The organism is Enterobacter sp. JBIWA005, from assembly GCF_019968805.1.
In the GTDB taxonomy this organism is placed as follows: Bacteria; Pseudomonadota; Gammaproteobacteria; order Enterobacterales; family Enterobacteriaceae; genus Enterobacter; species Enterobacter vonholyi.
This window is the reverse complement of the sequence record NZ_CP074159.1, coordinates 766,411-786,315: the sequence shown is the minus strand read 5'-3', so window position 1 is coordinate 786,315 and position 19,905 is coordinate 766,411. Positions and strand designations below refer to the sequence as shown.

The window sequence follows — 19,905 nt, the reverse complement described above, 5'->3', positions numbered from 1 at the left end:
GTTATTTCTGTTTCATGAAATCACGGTATGCGTTCACCACCTGAAGGAAGTCTTCTACGCCACACATCGACAGGCTCTCTTCGTCATAGTAGCTCATCCCCACTTCCATCTCGTCACCTGAAAACTCGAGCTGGTTGGCACGCACCATGACCTCTTCACCATCCATCCACAGCGTATATTCATGCCCGGCGCGCTGCCAGGATCGTTCACTGCCTTTTACCGTATTTGCCGCCTGTTCAACCTCATCAAGAAGTGCGAGGTTTTCTTTCACCTCTTCGTTAAACCAGTGTCCAACGGCTTCGTGGCCCATCGACATACGCACTTTCACCACTCCGGTGATGTCGCGCAGAAATTCGTAATCCATAGTGTTTTCCTCTGCAAAGCCATTAAGGTAATTATCGCAGCAGCGAGGAAGAAAAAAAGCGTGAGAGGTGGGAGGAATGAAAATAAAAAGGTGAGAGCAAGACCCTGCGGCCTGATGCCCTCACCCCGTCCCTCTCCCACAGGAGAGGGTGCAAACACTAAAAACCGTCTCGTGGAGACGGTTTTGCTGTTTATACTGCCGTCTGGAAGATAACCCCGTCAGCCTTCTCGGTGTACTGAGAGAGCTGGTCGAAGTTCAGATAGCGGTAGGTATCAACCGCAGTCTTATCCACCTGAGCCACGAAGGTCTGGTACTCTTCCGGCGTTGGCAGTTTGCCAATCAGCGCCGCAACCGCCGCCAGCTCAGCAGAAGCCAGGAATACGTTCGCACCGGTACCTAAACGGTTCGGGAAGTTACGGGTCGAGGTGGAGACCACCGTCGCGCCGTCGGCTACGCGCGCCTGGTTACCCATACACAGGGAACAGCCAGGAATTTCGATACGTGCACCGCTCTTACCAAACACGCTGTAGTATCCCTCTTCGGTCAGCTGAGCCGCGTCCATACGGGTCGGCGGCGCCACCCACAGACGGGTTGGCAGCTGTCCTTTGTGGGTATCCAGCAGCTTACCGGCTGCGCGGAAGTGACCGATGTTGGTCATGCAGGATCCGATGAATACTTCGTCGATCTTCTCGCCCTGAACTTCAGACAGCGGACGCGCGTCGTCCGGATCGTTCGGTGCACACAGGATTGGCTCTTTGATATCCGCCAGATCGATGTCGATCACCGCCGCGTACTCTGCGTCGGCATCGGCTTCCAGCAGTTGCGGATCGGCCAGCCATTTTTCCATGCCCTGGATACGACGCTCTAGCGTACGACGGTCGCCGTAGCCTTCTGCAATCATCCACTTCAGCAGCACGATGTTAGAGTTCAGGTACTCAATGATCGGCTCTTTGTTCAGCTTGATGGTACAGCCCGCGGCTGAACGCTCGGCGGAGGCATCGGTCAGCTCGAACGCCTGCTCTACTTTCAGATCCGGCAGACCTTCAATTTCCAGGATACGGCCAGAGAAGATGTTTTTCTTCCCTTTCTTCTCAACGGTCAGCAGACCCTGTTTAATCGCATACAGCGGGATCGCGTGAACCAGGTCGCGCAGGGTGATACCCGGCTGCATTTTACCTTTGAAGCGCACCAGCACTGATTCCGGCATATCCAGCGGCATTACGCCGGTCGCCGCAGCAAACGCCACCAGACCGGAACCCGCCGGGAAGGAGATACCGATTGGGAAACGGGTATGGGAGTCACCGCCGGTACCCACGGTATCCGGCAGCAGCATACGGTTCAGCCAGGAGTGGATTACGCCGTCACCAGGACGCAGGGAAACACCGCCGCGGTTCATGATGAAGTCTGGCAGCGTGTGGTGCGTGGTCACGTCAACCGGCTTCGGATACGCCGCAGTGTGGCAGAAGGACTGCATCACCAGATCGGAAGAGAAGCCCAGGCACGCCAGGTCTTTCAGTTCGTCGCGGGTCATTGGGCCAGTGGTGTCCTGAGAACCTACGGAGGTCATCTTCGGCTCGCAGTATGCGCCAGGACGAACGCCGGCGACGCCGCAGGCGCGACCGACCATTTTCTGTGCCAGAGAGTAACCGCGATTGCTTTCCGCCACGTCTTTCGCGTGACGGAATACATCACTGTGCGGCAGACCCAGCGCTTCACGCGCTTTGGTGGTCAGGCCACGGCCGATGATCAGCGGAATACGACCACCAGCACGCACTTCGTCGATCAGCACGTCGGTTTTCAGCTCAAAGCTTGCCAGCAGTTCGTTGGTTTCGTGGTTACGCACTTCACCTTTGTACGGGTAAACGTCAATCACGTCGCCCATGTTCAGGTTAGAGACGTCCACTTCGATCGGCAGTGCGCCCGCATCTTCCATGGTGTTGAAGAAGATTGGCGCAATTTTACCGCCGAGGCACAGACCGCCGCCGCGCTTGTTTGGCACGTGCGGAATATCGTCGCCCATGAACCACAGCACGGAGTTGGTCGCGGACTTACGGGAAGAACCGGTACCCACAACGTCACCCACGTAGGCCAGCGGGAACCCTTTTTTCTGCAGGGCTTCGATCTGTTTGATCGGGCCAACGCTGCCCGGCTGATCCGGCTCAATGCCTTCACGGGCGTTTTTCAGCATCGCCAGGGCGTGCAGAGGGATATCCGGGCGAGACCACGCGTCCGGTGCCGGAGAGAGGTCATCGGTGTTGGTTTCACCGGTTACTTTGAAGACGGTAACGGTGATTTTTTCAGCCAGCGCTGGACGGTTCAGGAACCATTCGGCATCAGCCCAGGACTGCATCACCTGTTTCGCATAGACGTTGCCAGCTTTGGCTTTTTCTTCCACATCGTAGAAGTTATCGAACATCAGCAGCGTAGAAGAGAGCGCTTTAGCGGCAATCGGTGCCAGCTTGTCGTTATCCAGCGCGTCAATCAGCGGATGAATGTTGTAACCACCCTGCATGGTGCCGAGCAGTTCAATGGCTTTTTCAGGAGTAACCAGTGGGGAGGTGGCTTCGCCTTTGGCGATAGCAGCAAGGAATCCGGCTTTTACGTAGGCAGCTTCATCTACGCCAGGCGGTACGCGGTTGATCAACAGATCTAACAGGAATTCTTCTTCGCCCTTAGGCGGGTTCTTCAGCAGCTCGACGAGCGCGGCCATTTGGGTTGCATCTAAAGGTTTGGGTACAATTCCCTCGGCGGCACGTTCTGCTACGTGCTTACGGTATTCTTCTAGCACGACGGTTCTCCTCGCTCTCATTGTCATATGCGGCGGGCGTTCTCTTCACGCTCCTGTGAGACAGCAGTTTGTAGGGTAAATGCCCGATACCGCGTCGGGCAGCATAGCAGGATTTCTGCACAGTGTTAATCCGTTTACAAAAAAGCAACATTAAATAATTTGCTGAATCGTTAAGCATGGTGTAGCGGGGATTTAGGCAATCATTTGCGGTTTCTTCTGCACCGTGACGCTTCAGGTTTTCCTTCATCAGATATAATTGTGTAATAAATACTCACACTCTTTATCCGGACGTACCGGACGCTTCCCAATAAAAGTCAAAACGGTAAAAGGCGGGTGAATAATACTCACGCCAACCGTAACGCCTCACGGCACAGCGCTTGTCTCGTTGGAGTCATTTATGAAGTTGCCCTTTAAGCCACATCTGCTCGTCCTTCTGTGCAGTGCCGGGCTGTTTGCCGCCTCGGGCGTCATGTTTGTCAAAAGCCGCGCAACGGAACCCGCTGCGACAGCCCCCGTCGCACAACAGCCGGCTGCATCGGACGCGCCTGCCGCAGCGCAGCCCGCCCCTGCTGTCGCGCCAACCTACACAGCCGCACAAATCGATCAGTGGGTTGCCCCCATTGCGCTCTACCCTGACGCCCTGCTGTCGCAAATTTTGATGGCGTCGACCTATCCGGCCAACGTGATTCAGGCGGCGCAGTGGTCAAAAGACAACCCTAAAATAGAAGGGGACGCCGCGATTCAGGCCGTTGCCAGCCAGCCCTGGGATCCCAGCGTAAAATCGCTGGTCGCGTTTCCTCAGCTCATGTCCCTGATGGGTGAAAACCCGCCGTGGGTACAAAATCTGGGCGATGCGTTTCTCGCGCAGCCTAAAGACGTAATGGATTCCGTTCAGCGCCTGCGCGCGCTGGCACAGAAGACCGGTGCTTTACAATCCACGCCTCAGCAGACGGTCACCACCGTGACAAAGCCATCACCAGCGAAAACCAGTGCCACCGAGGCAACAACAACCACGTCTGCGCCCGCCCCTACGGTTATCAAAATTGAATCTGCGGATCCGCAGGTCGTTTACGTCCCCACCTATAACCCCAATACGGTTTACGGTACCTGGCCAAATACCGCCTATCCGCCCACCTATCTCCCGCCCACGCCCGGAGAGCAGTTTGGCAACAGCTTCGTTAACGGCTTAGGTTTCAGCCTGGGCGTTGCCACAACCTATGCCATTTTCAGCAATATCGACTGGGATGACGACGATGACTGGGACCACCATCATGACGGTGACTGGGATAATCACGGCGGCTATAACCGCAACGGTGATAACAACATCAATATCAACGTTGAGAACTTCAATAAAATCAGCGGACAGCGTCTGACGGACGCCAACCGTACCTGGCAGCACAACCCGGCCTATCGGGAAGGCGTGCCCTATCCGACTAACCAGCTCAACAGTCGCTTCCACTCCACCAGCACGGCGACAGGGCTCAGTTCAACGCAGCAAAAACCGGTTAACCGGGACAGCCAGCGTCAGGCGGCCCTGAGCCAGATGGAGAAATCCACGGGTAAAACCTTCCCCCAAACGGCGCGCACCGGCACGAAAGATGTTCAGCGTCAGGCCTCAAGTGAACAGCTGAAGCAGATTTCCCAACGCAATAACTACCGTGGCTACGACACCAAACCGCAGACGACGAGGCGGAGCACCACGCAGCAGCGAGAAAATCGCCAGACCACCGCGCAGAGACAAGAGAAACGGGTGGTTTCGCAGCCCGCGCAGCAACGCACTCTGCAGCAGCGAAACAGCCAGCCCCGGGCCAATGCGCTGAGCGGCAACGACAGCCGCTCCGCGAACTGGCAGGCGCAGCAGCAGCGTGGTGCGCAAAGCAGGCAGCTTGCCGCTCGCCAGCAGCAGCGTCAGGCGTCTGGTGGACGCGCTGAACGCCGTGAAATTCGACATCGCTAAGGGAACCGACATGAAAAGTAAACTACTCAGCGGAATGGTGTTGTTCATGCTTTCGGCCCCTGTGATGGCGCAGCAGTCCTTCAGCACGCCCGATCGGGCGACCGATGCGCTGGCCAACGCCATCAGTGAGCAAAATGAGAGCGCGATGAGCAATCTGCTTGGAGAGAACTGGCGCGATTTTCTGCCCCCTGAAGGCGTTGATCCTGATGCCGTCGATCGCTTCCTGCGCGACTGGAAAGTCCGTCATAAGACCGTTATCGAAGGGGATACGGCGCATCTGGTTGTCGGAGAGAGCGGCTGGCAGCTTCCCATCCCGGTGATCAAAACCACTGCAGGCTGGCAGTTCGATATTAAAGAAGGGGCTGAAGAAATCCTGACCCGCGAAATTGGGCGTAACGAACTCGCCGCCATTGAAGCCTTACATGCCTATGTTGATGCGCAGCAAAGCTACTTTGCGATGAACCAGAAATACGCGCAGAAGATTGTCAGCTCGAAGGGGAAAAAAGACGGTTTGTACTGGCCCGCCTCCCCCGGCGAAGCGCCCAGTCCGCTCGGACCGGCATTTAGCCCAAAAGAGCCAGGTACCGGCTATCACGGCTATCGCTTCCGCATCCTGCCGGATAATAACGGTTTCGCGATGGTGGCCTGGCCGGTCAGCTACGGCCAGACGGGCGTCATGAGCTTTTTGATAAACCAGGACGACAAGGTGTACCAGTCCGATCTCGGCAGCAATTCAGAGCAGAAAGCCCGTGCGCTAGCCGCCTATAGTCCTGATAAAACCTGGCAGCCTGTAGCCCCCTGAACGCAGCGCATAAAAAAAGCGGCCATTGGCCGCTTTTTTCATCTGAAGAAACTTATTTCTTCTTCGCTTTCGCGTTTGGCAGGTCGGTGATGCTGCCTTCAAACACTTCTGCCGCCAGGCCCACGGACTCGTGCAGAGTCGGGTGAGCGTGGATGGTCAGCGCGATGTCTTCAGCGTCACAGCCCATTTCGATAGCCAGACCGATTTCACCCAGCAGCTCGCCGCCGTTGGTACCGACAATCGCACCACCGATCACACGGTGAGTCTCTTTGTCGAAGATCAGTTTGGTCATACCGTCTGCGCAGTCGGATGCGATAGCACGGCCAGAAGCAGCCCACGGGAAGGTGGCGGTTTCGTAGCTGATGCCTTTCTCTTTCGCTTCTTTCTCAGTCAGACCAACCCATGCCACTTCTGGCTCGGTGTACGCGATAGATGGGATCACTTTCGGATCGAAGTAGTGCTTCATGCCGGCGATAACTTCAGCGGCAACGTGACCTTCGTGAACACCTTTGTGCGCCAGCATTGGCTGACCGACGATATCGCCGATAGCAAAGATGTGCGGCACGTTAGTGCGCAGCTGCTTGTCAACGCGGATGAAGCCACGGTCGTCCACTTCCACGCCAGCTTTGCCCGCATCGAGGTTTTTACCGTTCGGTACACGACCGATAGCCACCAGCACGGCGTCGTAACGCTGTGGTTCGGATGGGGCTTTTTTGCCTTCCATGGAAACGTAAATACCGTCTTCTTTCGCTTCAACGGCAGTCACTTTGGTTTCCAGCATCAGGTTGAATTTCTTGCTGATGCGTTTGGTGAAGACTTTAACGATGTCTTTGTCGGCAGCCGGGATAACCTGGTCGAACATTTCAACCACGTCGATCTCTGAACCCAGCGCATGGTACACGGTACCCATTTCCAGACCGATGATACCGCCGCCCATAACCAGCAGACGCTTAGGAACGGTTTTCAGCTCCAGCGCATCGGTGGAATCCCACACGCGTGGATCTTCATGTGGGATGAATGGCAGTTCGATTGGGCGAGAGCCTGCCGCGATGATCGCGTTGTCGAAGTTGATCACGGTTTTGCCGTTTTCGCCTTCCACTTCCAGGGTGTTCGCACCGGTGAATTTACCCAGACCGTTTACCACTTTCACTTTACGGCCTTTGGCCATACCCGCCAGACCGCCGGTCAGTTGAGTGATAACTTTCTCTTTCCAGGTACGAATTTTGTCGATATCGGTTTTCGGCTCGCCGAAGACGATACCGTGTTCAGCCAGCGCTTTGGCTTCTTCGATAACTTTCGCTACGTGCAGCAGCGCTTTAGAAGGGATACAGCCGACGTTCAGACAAACACCGCCGAGGGTGCTGTAACGCTCTACGATGACGGTTTCCAGACCTAAATCCGCTGCGCGGAATGCTGCGGAGTAACCTGCCGGGCCTGCCCCAAGTACTACGACCTGAGTTTTGATTTCTGTGCTCATCATGACCTCTTAATTTATACCCGTCGTCCACCGGGTCGTTCTATCCGCCCGCAGTTTACAAAATTGTTAACAATTTTGAAACAACAAACGGCTCACGAATTGTCGCTTTCGCCAATAACCTCACAAACGCCATGAGATTATCAGAAAAAAGCCGGCCGACTGGCCGGCTTTTCGATTACATAACCAGGCGGCGAATGTCGCTCAGCATGTTGTTGATGATGGTGATGAAGCGCGCACCATCAGCACCGTCGATCACGCGGTGGTCGAAGGACAGAGAGATTGGCATCATCAGACGCGGTACGAACTCTTTGCCATTCCACACCGGCTCCATCGCGGACTTAGACACACCGAGGATAGCCACTTCCGGCGCGTTCACAATCGGCGCGAAGTGGGTGGTACCCAGGCCGCCGATGCTGGAGATAGTGAAGCAGCCGCCCTGCATTTCGCCGGCAGTCAGCTTACCGTCACGCGCTTTCTTGGAGATCACGGTCAGTTCACGGGACAGCTCAGTGATGCTCTTCTTGTTCACGTCTTTGAAGACCGGAACAACCAGACCATTTGGCGTATCAACCGCAACACCGATATTGATGTATTTCTTCAGCGTCAGCTTCTGGCCGTCTTCGGACAGAGAGCTGTTGAAGCGTGGCATTTGTTCCAGAGCCGCAGCAACCGCTTTCATGATGAAGACCACTGGGGTGAATTTCACGTCCAGTTTACGCTTCTCAGCTTCAGCGTTCTGCTGTTTACGGAACGCTTCCAGATCGGTGATATCGGTTTTGTCGAAGTGCGTAACGTGCGGGATCATCACCCAGTTACGGCTCAGGTTCGCACCAGAGATTTTCTGGATACGGCCCAGCTCCACTTCTTCGATTTCGCCGAACTTGCTGAAGTCCACTTTCGGCCATGGCAGCATGCCCGGGATACCGCCGCCAGCGGCTGCAGCTGGTGCAGCTTCGGCGCGTTTCACCGCGTCTTTCACGTAGGTCTGAACGTCTTCGCGCAGGATACGACCCTTACGGCCGGTCCCTTTCACTTTCGCCAGGTTAACACCGAATTCGCGCGCCAGGCGACGAATCAGCGGCGTCGCGTGGACGTAAGCGTCGTTTTCAGCGAACTCTGATTTTTCTGCTTTTGCAGCAGGGGCAGCGGCTGGTTTAGCAGCCTGAGCCGGTGCAGCAGCCGGTGCTGGAGCAGCCGCGGCAGCCGGAGCTGCGGCAGGCGCAGCGCCTTCCACTTCGAAGACCATGATCAGAGAGCCGGTAGACACTTTGTCGCCGGTGCTGATTTTGATCTCTTTAACGGTACCCGCGAATGGCGCAGGGACTTCCATAGAAGCCTTGTCGCCTTCAACGGTGATCAGTGACTGTTCAGCGGCAACTTTGTCGCCCACTTTCACCATCACTTCGGTGACTTCAACTTCGTCACCGCCGATGTCCGGTACGTTAACGTCTTTCGCGCCGCCAGCAGCGGCTGGTGCTGCGGCAGGAGCCGGAGCAGCGGCCTGTGCAGGCGCGGCAGCAGGGGCAGCACCCGCCACTTCGAAGATCATGATCAGGGAGCCGGTAGACACTTTGTCGCCGGTGTTGATCTTGATCTCTTTAACGGTACCCGCGAACGGAGCCGGCACTTCCATAGAGGCTTTGTCGCCTTCTACAGTGATCAGTGACTGCTCGGCAGCAACGGTATCGCCCACTTTCACCAGGATCTCAGTGACTTCAACTTCGTCACCACCGATATCCGGCACGTTCACTTCTTTTGCAGCTGCGGCAGCTGCTGGAGCAGCGGCGGCCGGAGCGGCTTTCTTCTCTTCCTGCGCAGGTGCAGCAGCTGCTGCACCGTCGGCGGAATCGAAAATCATGATCAGTTTGCCAGTCTCGGTTTTATCGCCAACAGAGACTTTGATCTCTTTAACGATGCCAGCCTGAGGAGACGGGACTTCCATAGAGGCTTTGTCGCCTTCTACGGTGATCAGCGACTGTTCAGCTTCAACTTTGTCGCCTACTTTGACCAGGATCTCGGTGATTTCAACTTCATCAGCCCCGATGTCCGGTACATTGATTTCGATAGCCATTATTCTTTTACCTCTTACGCCAGACGCGGGTTAACTTTTTCTGCATCGATGTTGAATTTGGTGATTGCGTCTGCAACCACTTTCTTATCGATTTCGCCACGTTTAGCCAGTTCGCCCAGTGCTGCTACAACCACGTAAGAAGCATCAACTTCGAAGTGGTGACGCAGGTTTTCGCGGCTGTCAGAACGACCGAAGCCGTCAGTACCCAGTACGCGATAATCATCAGCTGGAACGTAAGTACGAACCTGCTCAGCGAACAGTTTCATATAGTCAGTAGACGCCACCGCTGGCGCGTCGTTCATCACCTGAGCGATGTAAGGAACGCGTGGGGTTTCCATTGGGTGCAGCATGTTCCAGCGCTCACAATCCTGGCCATCACGCGCCAGTTCAGTGAAGGAGGTAACAGAGTACACATCGGAACCGACACCGTAGTCTTTCGCCAGGATCTGCGCTGCTTCACGAACGTGACGCAGGATAGAACCGGAGCCCAGCAGCTGAACTTTACCTTTGCTACCTTCGATGGTTTCGAGTTTGTAGATACCTTTACGGATACCTTCCTCGGCGCCTGCTGGCATTGCCGGCATGTGGTAGTTTTCGTTCAGGGTGGTGATGTAGTAGTAAATGTTCTCCTGCGCTTCACCGTACATGCGCTGCAGACCGTCATGCATGATGACAGCCACTTCGTACGCGTAAGACGGGTCGTAAGAGATACAGTTAGGGATAGTCAGAGACTGAATGTGGCTGTGACCATCTTCGTGCTGCAGACCTTCACCGTTCAGGGTCGTACGACCGGAAGTACCACCGATCAGGAAGCCGCGAGCCTGCTGGTCGCCTGCCTGCCAGCACAGGTCACCGATACGCTGGAACCCGAACATGGAGTAGTAAATGTAGAACGGGATCATCGGCAGGTTGTTGGTGCTGTAAGAGGTCGCAGCAGCCAGCCAGGATGCGCCTGCGCCCAGCTCGTTGATACCTTCCTGCAGGATCTGACCTTTCTCGTCTTCTTTGTAGTATGCAACCTGCTCACGGTCCTGCGGGGTGTACTGCTGGCCGTTCGGGCTGTAGATACCGATCTGACGGAACAGACCTTCCATACCGAAAGTACGCGCTTCGTCGGCGATGATTGGCACCAGGCGATCTTTGATCGACTTGTTCTTCAGCATCACGTTCAGGGCACGAACGAAAGCGATAGTGGTAGAGATCTCTTTGTTCTGCTCTTCCAGCAGCTGAGAGAAGTCTTCCAGCGCTGGCAGTTCCAGTTTCTCGGTGAAGTTTGGCTGACGAGCTGGCAGGTAGCCTTTCAGCGCCTGACGACGTTCGTGCAGGTACTTGTGCTCTTCAGAACCTTCCGGGAAGGTGATGTAAGACAGGTTTTCTACCTGCTCATCGGTGACTGGAACGTTGAAACGGTCGCGGATATAACGCACGCCGTCCATGTTCATTTTCTTAACCTGGTGAGCGATGTTTTTACCTTCTGCGGTATCACCCATGCCGTAACCTTTGATGGTGTGGGCCAGGATTACAGTCGCTTTACCTTTGGTTTCACGCGCTTTTTTCAGTGCAGCGTAGATTTTCTTCGGATCGTGACCACCGCGGTTCAGGGCCCAGATCTGCTCATCAGTCCAGTCTGCAACCAGGGCTGCGGTTTCTGGATATTTGCCGAAGAAGTGCTCACGCACGTAGGCACCGTCTTTGGATTTGAAGGTCTGGTAGTCACCGTCAACGGTTTCGTTCATCAGCTGGATCAGTTTACCGCTGGTGTCTTTACGCAGCAGTTCGTCCCAACGGGAACCCCACATCACTTTGATCACGTTCCAGCCAGCACCTGCGAAGATGCCTTCCAGTTCGTTGATGATCTTGCCGTTACCGGTTACCGGACCATCCAGACGCTGCAGGTTACAGTTGATGATGAAGCACAGGTTGTCCAGCTTTTCACGGGTTGCGATGGTGATCGCACCTTTGGATTCTGGCTCATCCATTTCGCCGTCGCCCAGGAAGGCGTATACGGTCTGCTCAGAGGTGTCTTTCAGACCACGGTGTTCCAGATACTTCAGGAATTTCGCCTGGTAGATCGCACCGATTGGGCCCAGACCCATAGATACGGTTGGGAACTGCCAGAATTCAGGCATCAGTTTAGGGTGCGGGTAAGAAGACAGACCTTTACCGTGAACTTCCTGACGGAAGTTGTTCATCTGCTCTTCAGTCAGACGACCTTCCAGGAATGCACGTGCATAGATGCCCGGAGAGATGTGGCCCTGGAAGTACACCAGATCGCCGCCGTCTTTCTCGTTCGCTGCACGGAAGAAGTGGTTGAAGCACACTTCGTAAACGGTCGCAGAAGACTGGAAGGACGCCATGTGGCCACCCAGTTCCAGGTCTTTCTTGGATGCGCGCAGAACGGTCATAATGGCGTTCCAGCGAATTGCAGAACGGATACGACGTTCCAGATCCAGATTGCCCGGGTATTCCGGTTCGTCTTCGACGGCAATCGTGTTTACGTAGTTGCTAGCCCCTGCACCTGAAGCAACCTTCACACCGCCTTTGCGGGCTTCAGAAAGCAGCTGATCAATCAGATACTGAGCGCGCTCAACACCTTCTTCACGGATGACCGATTCGATCGCCTGTAGCCAGTCGCGAGTTTCGATCGGATCCACGTCATTTTGGAGACGTTCTGACATGGGGGTATTCCTTATCTATCTAATACGTTGATTTGTCTGGAACCTGTCCCATTGTGCTCTTGGGCAAGAACACAATAAGACAGGTTCTGCGTTTAGTTGCCGCGCTCTAAAAGTACCTGGCGCTTAATCCTTTCGTTGCTGTATGCGGCGTAATGAACGTTCGCGACGCGATTGTTCACGGCTGCGGTCCAGCAAGATTTCCTCAATGAAAGCCAGATGGCGGTGCGACGCTTCGCGCGCCTGCTCCGGTTCCCCGGCCATTATCGCCTCGAATACTCGGGTGCGATGGTTGCTTACCAGTGGGAGCATGTCCCGACGGGCATACAACAATTCAAAATTTTGACGAACGTTCTGGGCCAGCATCGGCTCCATGCAGCGTAGCAGATGGAGGAGCACCACGTTGTGGGCCGCTTCGGTGACGGCGATTTGATACTGGACGACGGCGCTGGACTCGGCGTCTAAATCGCCGGACTGCTGTGCCCGTTCAATGGCCTGATGCAGTTCGCGGATACGCACGCGATCTTCATCAGTGCTGCGAAGGGCGGCGTAATAGGCCGCAATACCTTCCAGCGCGTGACGGGTCTCAAGCAGGTCAAACTGGGATTCTGGGTGGTCAGAGAGAAGTTCTACCAGCGGATCGCTGAAGCTCTGCCACAGGCTGTTTTGCACAAAGGTTCCGCCGCCCTGACGACGAAGCAGCAAGCCCTTTGCTTCGAGACGTTGAATCGCCTCACGCAGAGAAGGACGTGAAACGTCGAACTGTTTTGCCAGCTCGCGTTCTGGCGGAAGTTTCTCACCCGGGCGCAGAGTCCCTTCGAGGATTAAAAACTCCAGCTGCTGCTCAATCACATCAGATAGTTTTGGTTGGCGAATTTTGCTGTAGGCCATATTCCCTGTCTTACGCCTTTTTGCCCGGAGTCAATTGGTCTTACCAATTTCTATTTCGTATCGCTAAAGTAACAAAGTATTCACCTTCTGTCCATATTGGTTTTGATTGAAATCAGTAAACCCTGCACATTTTAACAACCTTACAGAAATAACGTTTCAGAAATGTAACTTTGCACAAATGAGTTGATTACTCCCAAAGAGGGAGTTTTAACCATAATGAAACGAGGGTTTTTGCAATCTGAAGCGATTCAACAAGGCAAATAATGAAAATTCGCCCACTTACGGCGCATTTCTATTCTATAGGTTGGGAGAGGAACAACGAGCGGGCCGATTTACAAATGCTTTCTTTTTATTCAAGTCGTCATCACCCCTTCATAAAGCAGGTGCATTCGCAGGCACTTACCACTATTCTGGCGCTTACGGAAGTCATCTCCGCTTTTTTCGGTCTCGTTAACCGTAAAGAAATAAATACAGAATATGGATTTTCATAATTACACACGCTCAGCGTGAACATAACAACCACACACGAGGTTTCAAATGGAAGCTCAACAGCACGGCGATCAGCTAAAGCGCGGGCTTAAAAACCGCCATATTCAGCTCATCGCACTGGGCGGTGCGATTGGTACCGGCCTGTTTCTGGGCAGCGCATCCGTTATCCAGTCTGCCGGTCCGGGCATTATTTTGGGTTACGCGATTGCGGGTTTCATTGCTTTTCTGATCATGCGCCAGCTGGGCGAAATGGTAGTGGAAGAGCCGGTCGCCGGCTCCTTCAGCCACTTTGCCTATAAATACTGGGGCAGCTTTGCCGGTTTCGCCTCGGGCTGGAACTACTGGGTGCTGTACGTTCTGGTTGCCATGGCCGAACTGACCGCCGTTGGGAAATACATTCAGTTCTGGTATCCCGAAATCCCAACCTGGGCTTCTGCTGCGGCCTTCTTCGTCATTATCAACGCCATTAACCTGACCAACGTTAAAGTGTTCGGGGAGATGGAGTTCTGGTTTGCCATCATCAAGGTCATTGCCGTGGTGGCGATGATTATCTTCGGCGGCTGGCTGCTGTTCAGCGGCAACGGCGGCCCTCAGGCCACGGTGCGCAACCTCTGGGAACAGGGTGGATTCCTGCCTCACGGCATGACCGGCCTGGTGATGATGATGGCGATCATTATGTTCTCCTTTGGCGGCCTGGAACTGGTGGGCATCACCGCTGCTGAAGCCGACAACCCTGAGCAGAGCATCCCGAAAGCCACTAACCAGGTTATCTACCGCATTCTGATCTTCTATGTGGGCTCATTGGCCGTGCTGCTCTCCCTGCTGCCGTGGACGCGCGTCACCGCCGACACTAGCCCGTTTGTGCTGATCTTCCACGAGCTGGGCGACACCTTTGTCGCCAACGCCCTGAACATCGTTGTACTCACCGCCGCGCTCTCCGTATACAACAGCTGCGTATACTGCAACAGCCGCATGCTGTTCGGCCTGGCCCAGCAGGGTAACGCGCCAAAAGCGCTGCTCAACGTCGATAAGCGCGGCGTGCCGGTAAACACGATTCTTGTTTCGGCGGTCGTAACCGCGCTGTGCGTGCTCATTAACTACATGGCACCGGAATCGGCGTTTGGCCTGCTGATGGCGCTGGTGGTCTCTGCCCTGGTCATCAACTGGGCGATGATCAGCCTGGCGCACATGAAGTTCCGCCGCGCAAAACAGCAGCAGGGCGTCACCACGCGCTTCCCTGCCCTGCTCTATCCGCTGGGTAACTGGATCTGCCTGCTGTTTATGGCAGCCGTGCTGGTGATTATGCTGATCACCCCGGGTATGGCGATTTCCGTCTACCTGATCCCGGTCTGGATTGCGATCCTTGGCGTGGGCTATCTCTTCAGTCAGAAAAGCCGTAATGCCATGAAGGCACACTAAGCCTCTCTTCGCGGCACCTGCTTTTGCGGGTGCCGCGCGTTGTTACCTCTCTCACACTTTCACGTCCACAGCGCATTTATCCATATCACCGCCCTGATACTGCAACGCATATATTCCTTTGCCAGCAAATAATTCTCTCCATACCGTAAACCGGAGAGCTGTCGATGGATAACAACAAACTGTCAGTAAAAGAAAAGATCGGCTATGGGATGGGCGACGCGGGATGCAACATCATCTTCGGCGCCATCATGCTGTTTGTTAACTATTTTTATACGGATATTTTTGGCCTCGCCCCTGCGCTGGTCGGCGTGCTTCTGCTTTCCGTGCGCGTGATTGACGCCGTAACGGACCCGATCATGGGCGCGATTGCTGACCGTACCCGCAGCAAATATGGCCGGTTTCGTCCATGGTTGCTGTGGATCGCCTTCCCCTACGCGCTGTTCAGCATCCTGATGTTCACCACGCCTGAGTGGAGCTATAACAGCAAAGTTATCTATGCGTTTGTCACCTATTTCCTGCTGTCGCTTACCTACACCGCCATCAATATCCCCTATTGCTCGCTGGGCGGGGTGATCACCAACGATCCAAAAGAACGTGTGGCCTGCCAGTCGTATCGCTTTGTGCTTGTCGGCATCGCCACGCTGCTGCTCTCATTAACGCTGCTACCGATGGCCGACTGGTTTGGCGGGAACAACAAAGCCAAAGGCTACCAGATGGCGATGACCGTTCTGGCGCTGATTGGCACATGCATGTTCCTGTTCTGCTTCGCCACCGTGCGCGAGCGCGTGCGTCCGGCGGTGCAGACCAATGACCAGCTGAAAAATGACCTGAAAGACGTGTGGAAGAATGACCAGTGGGTGCGCATTCTGCTGCTGACGCTCTGCAACGTCTGCCCGGGCTTTATCCGCATGGCGGCCACCATGTATTACGTTACCTGGGTGATGGGTCAGAGCACTCATTTCGCCACGCTGTTTATCAGCCTGGGCGTCGTCGGCATGATGCTCGGCAGCGTGCTGGCAAAAGTGCTGACCGACCGCTGGTGCAAACTAAAGGTCTTCTTCTGGACCAATATCGTGCTGGCGATTTTCTCCTGCGCCTTTTATTTCTTCGACCCGAAAGCCACCGTCACCATCGTGGTGCTCTACTTCCTGCTGAACATCCTGCACCAGATCCCGTCTCCGCTGCACTGGTCGCTGATGGCCGACGTGGACGACTACGGCGAGTGGAAGACCGGTAAGCGCATCACCGGGATCAGCTTCTCCGGCAACATCTTCTTCCTGAAGCTGGGGCTGGCGATTGCCGGGGCGATGGTCGGCTTCCTGCTCTCCTGGTACGGTTATGATGCGGGAGCAAAAGCGCAGAGCGCGGACGCCATTAACGGGATCGTGCTGCTCTTTACCGTCATTCCCGGCATTGGATACTTAATTACCGCGGGTGTAGTACGACTGCTGAAGGTGGATCGTGAAACCATGAAGCAGATCCAGTCCGATCTGGAAAAACGCCGCAACAACTATCAAGAGCTGAACGATTATCAGGAACTGAAAGCTGCTGAGACTAAATAAGGAAAGCCGAATGCAAACCTGGCCAAACCCGTTTATCGAACAACGCGCCGATCCGTACATTTTACATCACGAGGGGCAGTACTATTTTATCGCCTCCGTGCCGGAGTACGACAGGCTGGCGATCCGCCGCGCAGCGTCGCTGGAAGGCTTACGTCATGCCGAAGAAGTGGTGGTCTGGCGTAAACCCGAGACCGGACCAATGAGCCAGCTGATTTGGGCGCCGGAACTGCACCACATTGACGGGAAGTGGTACATCTATTTTGCTGCGGCGCACACCCAGGCGCTCGACGCGCTCGGGATGTTCCAGCACCGCATGTTTGCTATTGAATGTGCCGACAGCGATCCGCTTACCGGCACGTGGGTGGAAAAAGGGCAGATCAAAACGCCTTTCGATACCTTCGCCCTGGACGCCACCACCTTTTTGCATCAGGGGAAACGCTGGTATCTGTGGGCGCAAAAAGCGCCGGATATCACCGGGAACTCCAACCTTTATCTGTGTGAAATGGCGAACCCGTGGACGCTGAAAGGCGAGCCGGTGATGCTCAGCAAGCCGGAATACGACTGGGAGTGTCGCGGGTTTTGGGTCAACGAAGGCCCGGCGGTACTGGTTCACGGCGATAAGCTGTTTATCAGCTATTCCGCCAGCGCTACCGACGAGAACTACTGCATGGGGCTGCTGTGGATAGACCTGAACGCGGATCCGCAAAACCCATTGAACTGGCAAAAATCTCCGCATCCCGTATTCGTTACCAGCTACGAAAATCGCCAGTACGGCCCGGGCCATAACAGCTTTACGCAAACGCCGGAAGGGGACGATGTGCTGGTGTATCACGCGCGGAATTACACCGAAATTGAGGGCGATCCGCTGTACGATCCGAATCGCCATACCCGCCTGAAGCTTGTCCGCTGGAATGAAAACGGGATGCCTGATTTCGGCATCCCGCCCGCGGATACGCTTTAAACTTTGCGGCGCGCTGGATTACACCAGCGTGCCGTAGATAGTCAGCAGCGCCACGATAACCACCACCACAAACGACGTCTTCTTCGCCATGGAGACAGCGGCTTTCGGCGTTTCAATCTTGTCGGTATGCGGCTCACGTGCCAGCGAGAACTGCGCAAGACGCGTTAGCACCTGATACTGCGACGTATGGCGATCGGCAAGAGAAGCGAACCATGCGGGCAACGCTTTTTCACCGTGGCCAATTAACGCGTAAACCACGCCCACCAGACGCACCGGGAGCCAGTCTAGCACGTGCAGGATGGCATCGATGCCGGACAGCAGGCGTTCATGCGGCGTCAGATAGCGGGCAAGCCAGGTCTGCCAGGCGCGCAGGAACGCATACCCCATCAGCAGTACCGGCCCCCACGGGCCGCCCACTACGAACCAGAACAGCGGCGCCAGGTAGTAACGGAAGTTAATCCACAGCAGCGCGTTTTGCAGCTCGCGCAGAAACTCGCGCTCGTCGCAGTCAGGCGGCACGCCGTGGATCATGGTCAGCTCGCTCGCCATGGCACTGCGCGCATGGGCATCGTCACGGGAGGCGGCTTTCAGGTAGGCGTGATAGTGCAAACGCACCTTGCCCGCACCAATGCACAGCACGCCGAGCAGGATCCACACCACCAGCAGCGGCACGTTGAAAAAGAGTCCATACAGCGAGCGCAGCAGCAGGAACGTAATCACCATCACACCCGCCATCATCAGCAGCGTACGCAGCATGGAAAAGTGCTTGATACGGCGGAATAACACGTCCAGCCGGTGATCCAGATGCCAGTGCTCACCGAGCTTGAACAGGCGTTCAGCGATGATGACCAGCAGCATGGTAAACAACGTCATGGTATCTCCTTATTCTGACGACGCGGTAAGCATGGCGCGAAAGCGGGGCCAGTCGAATGCCGGGCCGGGATCGGTTTTTCTCGCCGGGGCAATATCGCTGTGTCCCGTAATATTGTCGGCAATGGTCGGGTAGAGTCCGATAAGCGTGCGGGTCACAGCCGCTAGCTGTTGATACTGTGAATCGGTGTAGGGCGTGGTATCCGTGCCTTCCAGTTCGATCCCGATAGAAAAATCATTGCACCGCTCGCGCCCGTGATACACCGACACCCCGGCATGCCAGGCGCGCTTATCAAAAGGAACATACTGAACCACTTCACCATCGCGACGAATCAGGCAGTGAGCCGATACGCGCAGATGTGCAATTTCAGCAAAGAAGGGATGAGCATCGGGATCAATCGTTCCCGTGAATAACGCATCAATCCACGGGCCGCCAAATTCACCCGGCGGGAGACTAATATTATGAACCACCAGCAGTGTGGGCTTTTCATCCTCCGGGCGGCAATCGTGGTGCGGCGAAGGTACACGCCGCGCATCCACCAGCCATCCGTTTTCTAACAACATGCTGGAACTCCTTCTGTATGGTGCAATGACTCGGTTCAGAGTAGCATGTTTCAATATTATGATTCGTTACCAATTTGGAGTTTTATCATGCCGCCTCGCCGCTACAACCCCGACCACCGACGTGAAGCGCTTCTGGAACGTATTAATATGGATATTCCGGCAAGCGTCTCCCATGCTTTGAAAGAAGATCTGGGCGGTGATGTTAATGCCGAAAAGGATATTACCGCACAATTGTTGCCGAAAGAGACGCGCTCCCACGCGGTCATTATCACCCGCGAAGAGGGTGTTTTTTGCGGCAAGCGCTGGGTTGAAGAGGTCTTTACTCAACTGGCGGGTGATGATGTGCAGATTATCTGGCACGTTGAAGACGGCGATGCAGTTACGGCCAACCAGCCGCTGTTTGAACTGGACGGTCCTTCCCGCGTCTTGCTGACTGGCGAACGTACCGCGCTCAACTTTGTACAAACGCTCTCTGGTGTCGCCAGTGAAGTACGTCGCTACGTTGACCTGCTGGCAGGCACCCGCACCCAGCTGCTGGATACCCGCAAAACGCTGCCGGGCCTGCGCACGGCGCTGAAGTATGCGGTGCTCTGCGGCGGTGGCGCAAACCATCGTCTGGGCCTGTCCGACGCCTTCCTGATTAAAGAAAACCATATTATTGCCTCTGGCTCCGTGCGTCAGGCGGTGGAGAAGGCCTTCTGGCTGCACCCTGATGTGCCGGTTGAAGTGGAAGTGGAAAACCTGGACGAGCTGGAGCAGGCGATTAAGGCCGGGGCCGATATCATCATGCTCGATAACTTCGAAACCGAGCAGATGCGCGAGGCGGTAAAATTGACTAACGGCCGGGCCCAGCTTGAAGTGTCCGGGAACGTCACCTTCGAAACGATCCGTGAATTCGCCGAAACCGGCGTGGATTACATCTCCGTCGGCGCGCTGACCAAACACGTTCGCGCCCTCGACCTCTCAATGCGCTTCAAATAATGCATTCTCCCCTCTCCGTGCGGAGAGGGGAATT

Annotated in this window: 15 protein-coding genes; 7 read left to right on the top strand and 8 right to left on the bottom strand. The window is 55.3% G+C overall.

Annotated elements, in window-relative coordinates:
• Position 1: 1 nt before the first annotated feature.
• Positions 2-364, bottom strand: coding sequence for a protein YacL (gene yacL, locus KGP22_RS03680; RefSeq protein WP_223581265.1), 363 nt, complete (start codon positions 362-364; stop codon positions 2-4).
• A 190-nt stretch (positions 365-554) separates the two neighbouring features.
• Complete coding sequence (acnB, locus tag KGP22_RS03675; RefSeq protein WP_032645211.1) at positions 555-3,152, bottom strand: bifunctional aconitate hydratase 2/2-methylisocitrate dehydratase; 2,598 nt, start codon at positions 3,150-3,152, stop codon at positions 555-557.
• A 397-nt stretch (positions 3,153-3,549) separates the two neighbouring features.
• Between acnB and KGP22_RS03670 the strand changes: the two genes are divergently transcribed.
• Positions 3,550-5,109, top strand: coding sequence for a DUF3300 domain-containing protein (locus KGP22_RS03670; protein WP_223581264.1), 1,560 nt, complete (start codon positions 3,550-3,552; stop codon positions 5,107-5,109).
• Between the two features lie 10 nt (positions 5,110-5,119).
• Positions 5,120-5,911, top strand: a complete 792-nt coding sequence (locus KGP22_RS03665; RefSeq protein WP_223581258.1) for a DUF2950 family protein — start codon at positions 5,120-5,122, stop codon at positions 5,909-5,911.
• 52 nt (positions 5,912-5,963) lie between these two features.
• Here the strand turns inward: KGP22_RS03665 and lpdA are convergent, their stop codons facing one another.
• The 4 genes from lpdA to pdhR form a co-directional block, all read right to left on the bottom strand.
• Positions 5,964-7,388: a dihydrolipoyl dehydrogenase gene (lpdA, locus tag KGP22_RS03660; protein WP_003856313.1), complete on the bottom strand. Its 1,425-nt coding sequence runs from the start codon at positions 7,386-7,388 to the stop codon at positions 5,964-5,966.
• Positions 7,389-7,563: 175 nt separating this feature from the next.
• Complete coding sequence (gene aceF, locus KGP22_RS03655; protein ID WP_111964021.1) at positions 7,564-9,459, bottom strand: pyruvate dehydrogenase complex dihydrolipoyllysine-residue acetyltransferase; 1,896 nt, start codon at positions 9,457-9,459, stop codon at positions 7,564-7,566.
• 14 nt (positions 9,460-9,473) lie between these two features.
• Complete coding sequence (gene aceE / locus KGP22_RS03650) at positions 9,474-12,137, bottom strand: pyruvate dehydrogenase (acetyl-transferring), homodimeric type (protein WP_028015529.1); 2,664 nt, start codon at positions 12,135-12,137, stop codon at positions 9,474-9,476.
• 123 nt (positions 12,138-12,260) lie between these two features.
• Complete coding sequence (pdhR, locus tag KGP22_RS03645) at positions 12,261-13,025, bottom strand: pyruvate dehydrogenase complex transcriptional repressor PdhR (RefSeq protein WP_008501960.1); 765 nt, start codon at positions 13,023-13,025, stop codon at positions 12,261-12,263.
• 263 nt (positions 13,026-13,288) lie between these two features.
• Here pdhR and KGP22_RS03640 point away from each other — a divergent pair, with 263 nt between their 5' ends.
• From KGP22_RS03640 to KGP22_RS03625, 4 genes are all read left to right on the top strand, one after another.
• A complete protein-coding gene (locus KGP22_RS03640) occupies positions 13,289-13,516 on the top strand; it encodes a hypothetical protein (protein WP_111964022.1) in 228 nt (75 codons plus the stop codon).
• A gap of 46 nt (positions 13,517-13,562) precedes the next feature.
• Positions 13,563-14,933 carry an aromatic amino acid transporter AroP gene (aroP, locus tag KGP22_RS03635; protein WP_045355157.1) on the top strand — a complete coding sequence of 457 codons (1,371 nt, stop codon included), beginning with the start codon at positions 13,563-13,565 and terminating at the stop codon, positions 14,931-14,933.
• A 164-nt stretch (positions 14,934-15,097) separates the two neighbouring features.
• Complete coding sequence (locus KGP22_RS03630; protein ID WP_111964023.1) at positions 15,098-16,495, top strand: MFS transporter; 1,398 nt, start codon at positions 15,098-15,100, stop codon at positions 16,493-16,495.
• A 10-nt stretch (positions 16,496-16,505) separates the two neighbouring features.
• Positions 16,506-17,456 (top strand): family 43 glycosylhydrolase, encoded by a 951-nt coding sequence (locus tag KGP22_RS03625; RefSeq protein ID WP_223581256.1) that lies wholly within the window; start codon positions 16,506-16,508, stop codon positions 17,454-17,456.
• 18 nt (positions 17,457-17,474) lie between these two features.
• Here the strand turns inward: KGP22_RS03625 and ampE are convergent, their stop codons facing one another.
• Together ampE and ampD are read right to left on the bottom strand one after the other, a co-directional pair.
• A complete protein-coding gene (gene ampE, locus KGP22_RS03620) occupies positions 17,475-18,329 on the bottom strand; it encodes a beta-lactamase regulator AmpE (protein ID WP_223581247.1) in 855 nt (284 codons plus the stop codon).
• 9 nt (positions 18,330-18,338) lie between these two features.
• A complete protein-coding gene (gene ampD / locus KGP22_RS03615) occupies positions 18,339-18,890 on the bottom strand; it encodes a 1,6-anhydro-N-acetylmuramyl-L-alanine amidase AmpD (protein ID WP_111964026.1) in 552 nt (183 codons plus the stop codon).
• 87 nt (positions 18,891-18,977) lie between these two features.
• Here ampD and nadC point away from each other — a divergent pair, with 87 nt between their 5' ends.
• Positions 18,978-19,871 (top strand): carboxylating nicotinate-nucleotide diphosphorylase, encoded by an 894-nt coding sequence (gene nadC, locus KGP22_RS03610; RefSeq protein WP_111964027.1) that lies wholly within the window; start codon positions 18,978-18,980, stop codon positions 19,869-19,871.
• Positions 19,872-19,905: the final 34 nt, after the last annotated feature.

What these genes read in the sequence shown, in the direction of transcription:
- KGP22_RS03665 (WP_223581258.1), top strand. Translation starts at nt 5,120, where the DNA reads ATGAAAAGTAAACTACTCAGCGGAATGGTGTTGTTCATGCTTTCGGCC.
- pdhR (WP_008501960.1), bottom strand. Translation starts at nt 13,025, where the DNA reads ATGGCCTACAGCAAAATTCGCCAACCAAAACTATCTGATGTGATTGAG.
- KGP22_RS03670 (WP_223581264.1), top strand. Translation starts at nt 3,550, where the DNA reads ATGAAGTTGCCCTTTAAGCCACATCTGCTCGTCCTTCTGTGCAGTGCC.
- ampD (WP_111964026.1), bottom strand. Translation starts at nt 18,890, where the DNA reads ATGTTGTTAGAAAACGGATGGCTGGTGGATGCGCGGCGTGTACCTTCG.
- lpdA (WP_003856313.1), bottom strand. Translation starts at nt 7,388, where the DNA reads ATGAGCACAGAAATCAAAACTCAGGTCGTAGTACTTGGGGCAGGCCCG.
- aceF (WP_111964021.1), bottom strand. Translation starts at nt 9,459, where the DNA reads ATGGCTATCGAAATCAATGTACCGGACATCGGGGCTGATGAAGTTGAA.
- KGP22_RS03625 (WP_223581256.1), top strand. Translation starts at nt 16,506, where the DNA reads ATGCAAACCTGGCCAAACCCGTTTATCGAACAACGCGCCGATCCGTAC.
- aceE (WP_028015529.1), bottom strand. Translation starts at nt 12,137, where the DNA reads ATGTCAGAACGTCTCCAAAATGACGTGGATCCGATCGAAACTCGCGAC.
- nadC (WP_111964027.1), top strand. Translation starts at nt 18,978, where the DNA reads ATGCCGCCTCGCCGCTACAACCCCGACCACCGACGTGAAGCGCTTCTG.
- ampE (WP_223581247.1), bottom strand. Translation starts at nt 18,329, where the DNA reads ATGACGTTGTTTACCATGCTGCTGGTCATCATCGCTGAACGCCTGTTC.
- yacL (WP_223581265.1), bottom strand. Translation starts at nt 364, where the DNA reads ATGGATTACGAATTTCTGCGCGACATCACCGGAGTGGTGAAAGTGCGT.
- KGP22_RS03630 (WP_111964023.1), top strand. Translation starts at nt 15,098, where the DNA reads ATGGATAACAACAAACTGTCAGTAAAAGAAAAGATCGGCTATGGGATG.
- KGP22_RS03640 (WP_111964022.1), top strand. Translation starts at nt 13,289, where the DNA reads ATGAAAATTCGCCCACTTACGGCGCATTTCTATTCTATAGGTTGGGAG.
- aroP (WP_045355157.1), top strand. Translation starts at nt 13,563, where the DNA reads ATGGAAGCTCAACAGCACGGCGATCAGCTAAAGCGCGGGCTTAAAAAC.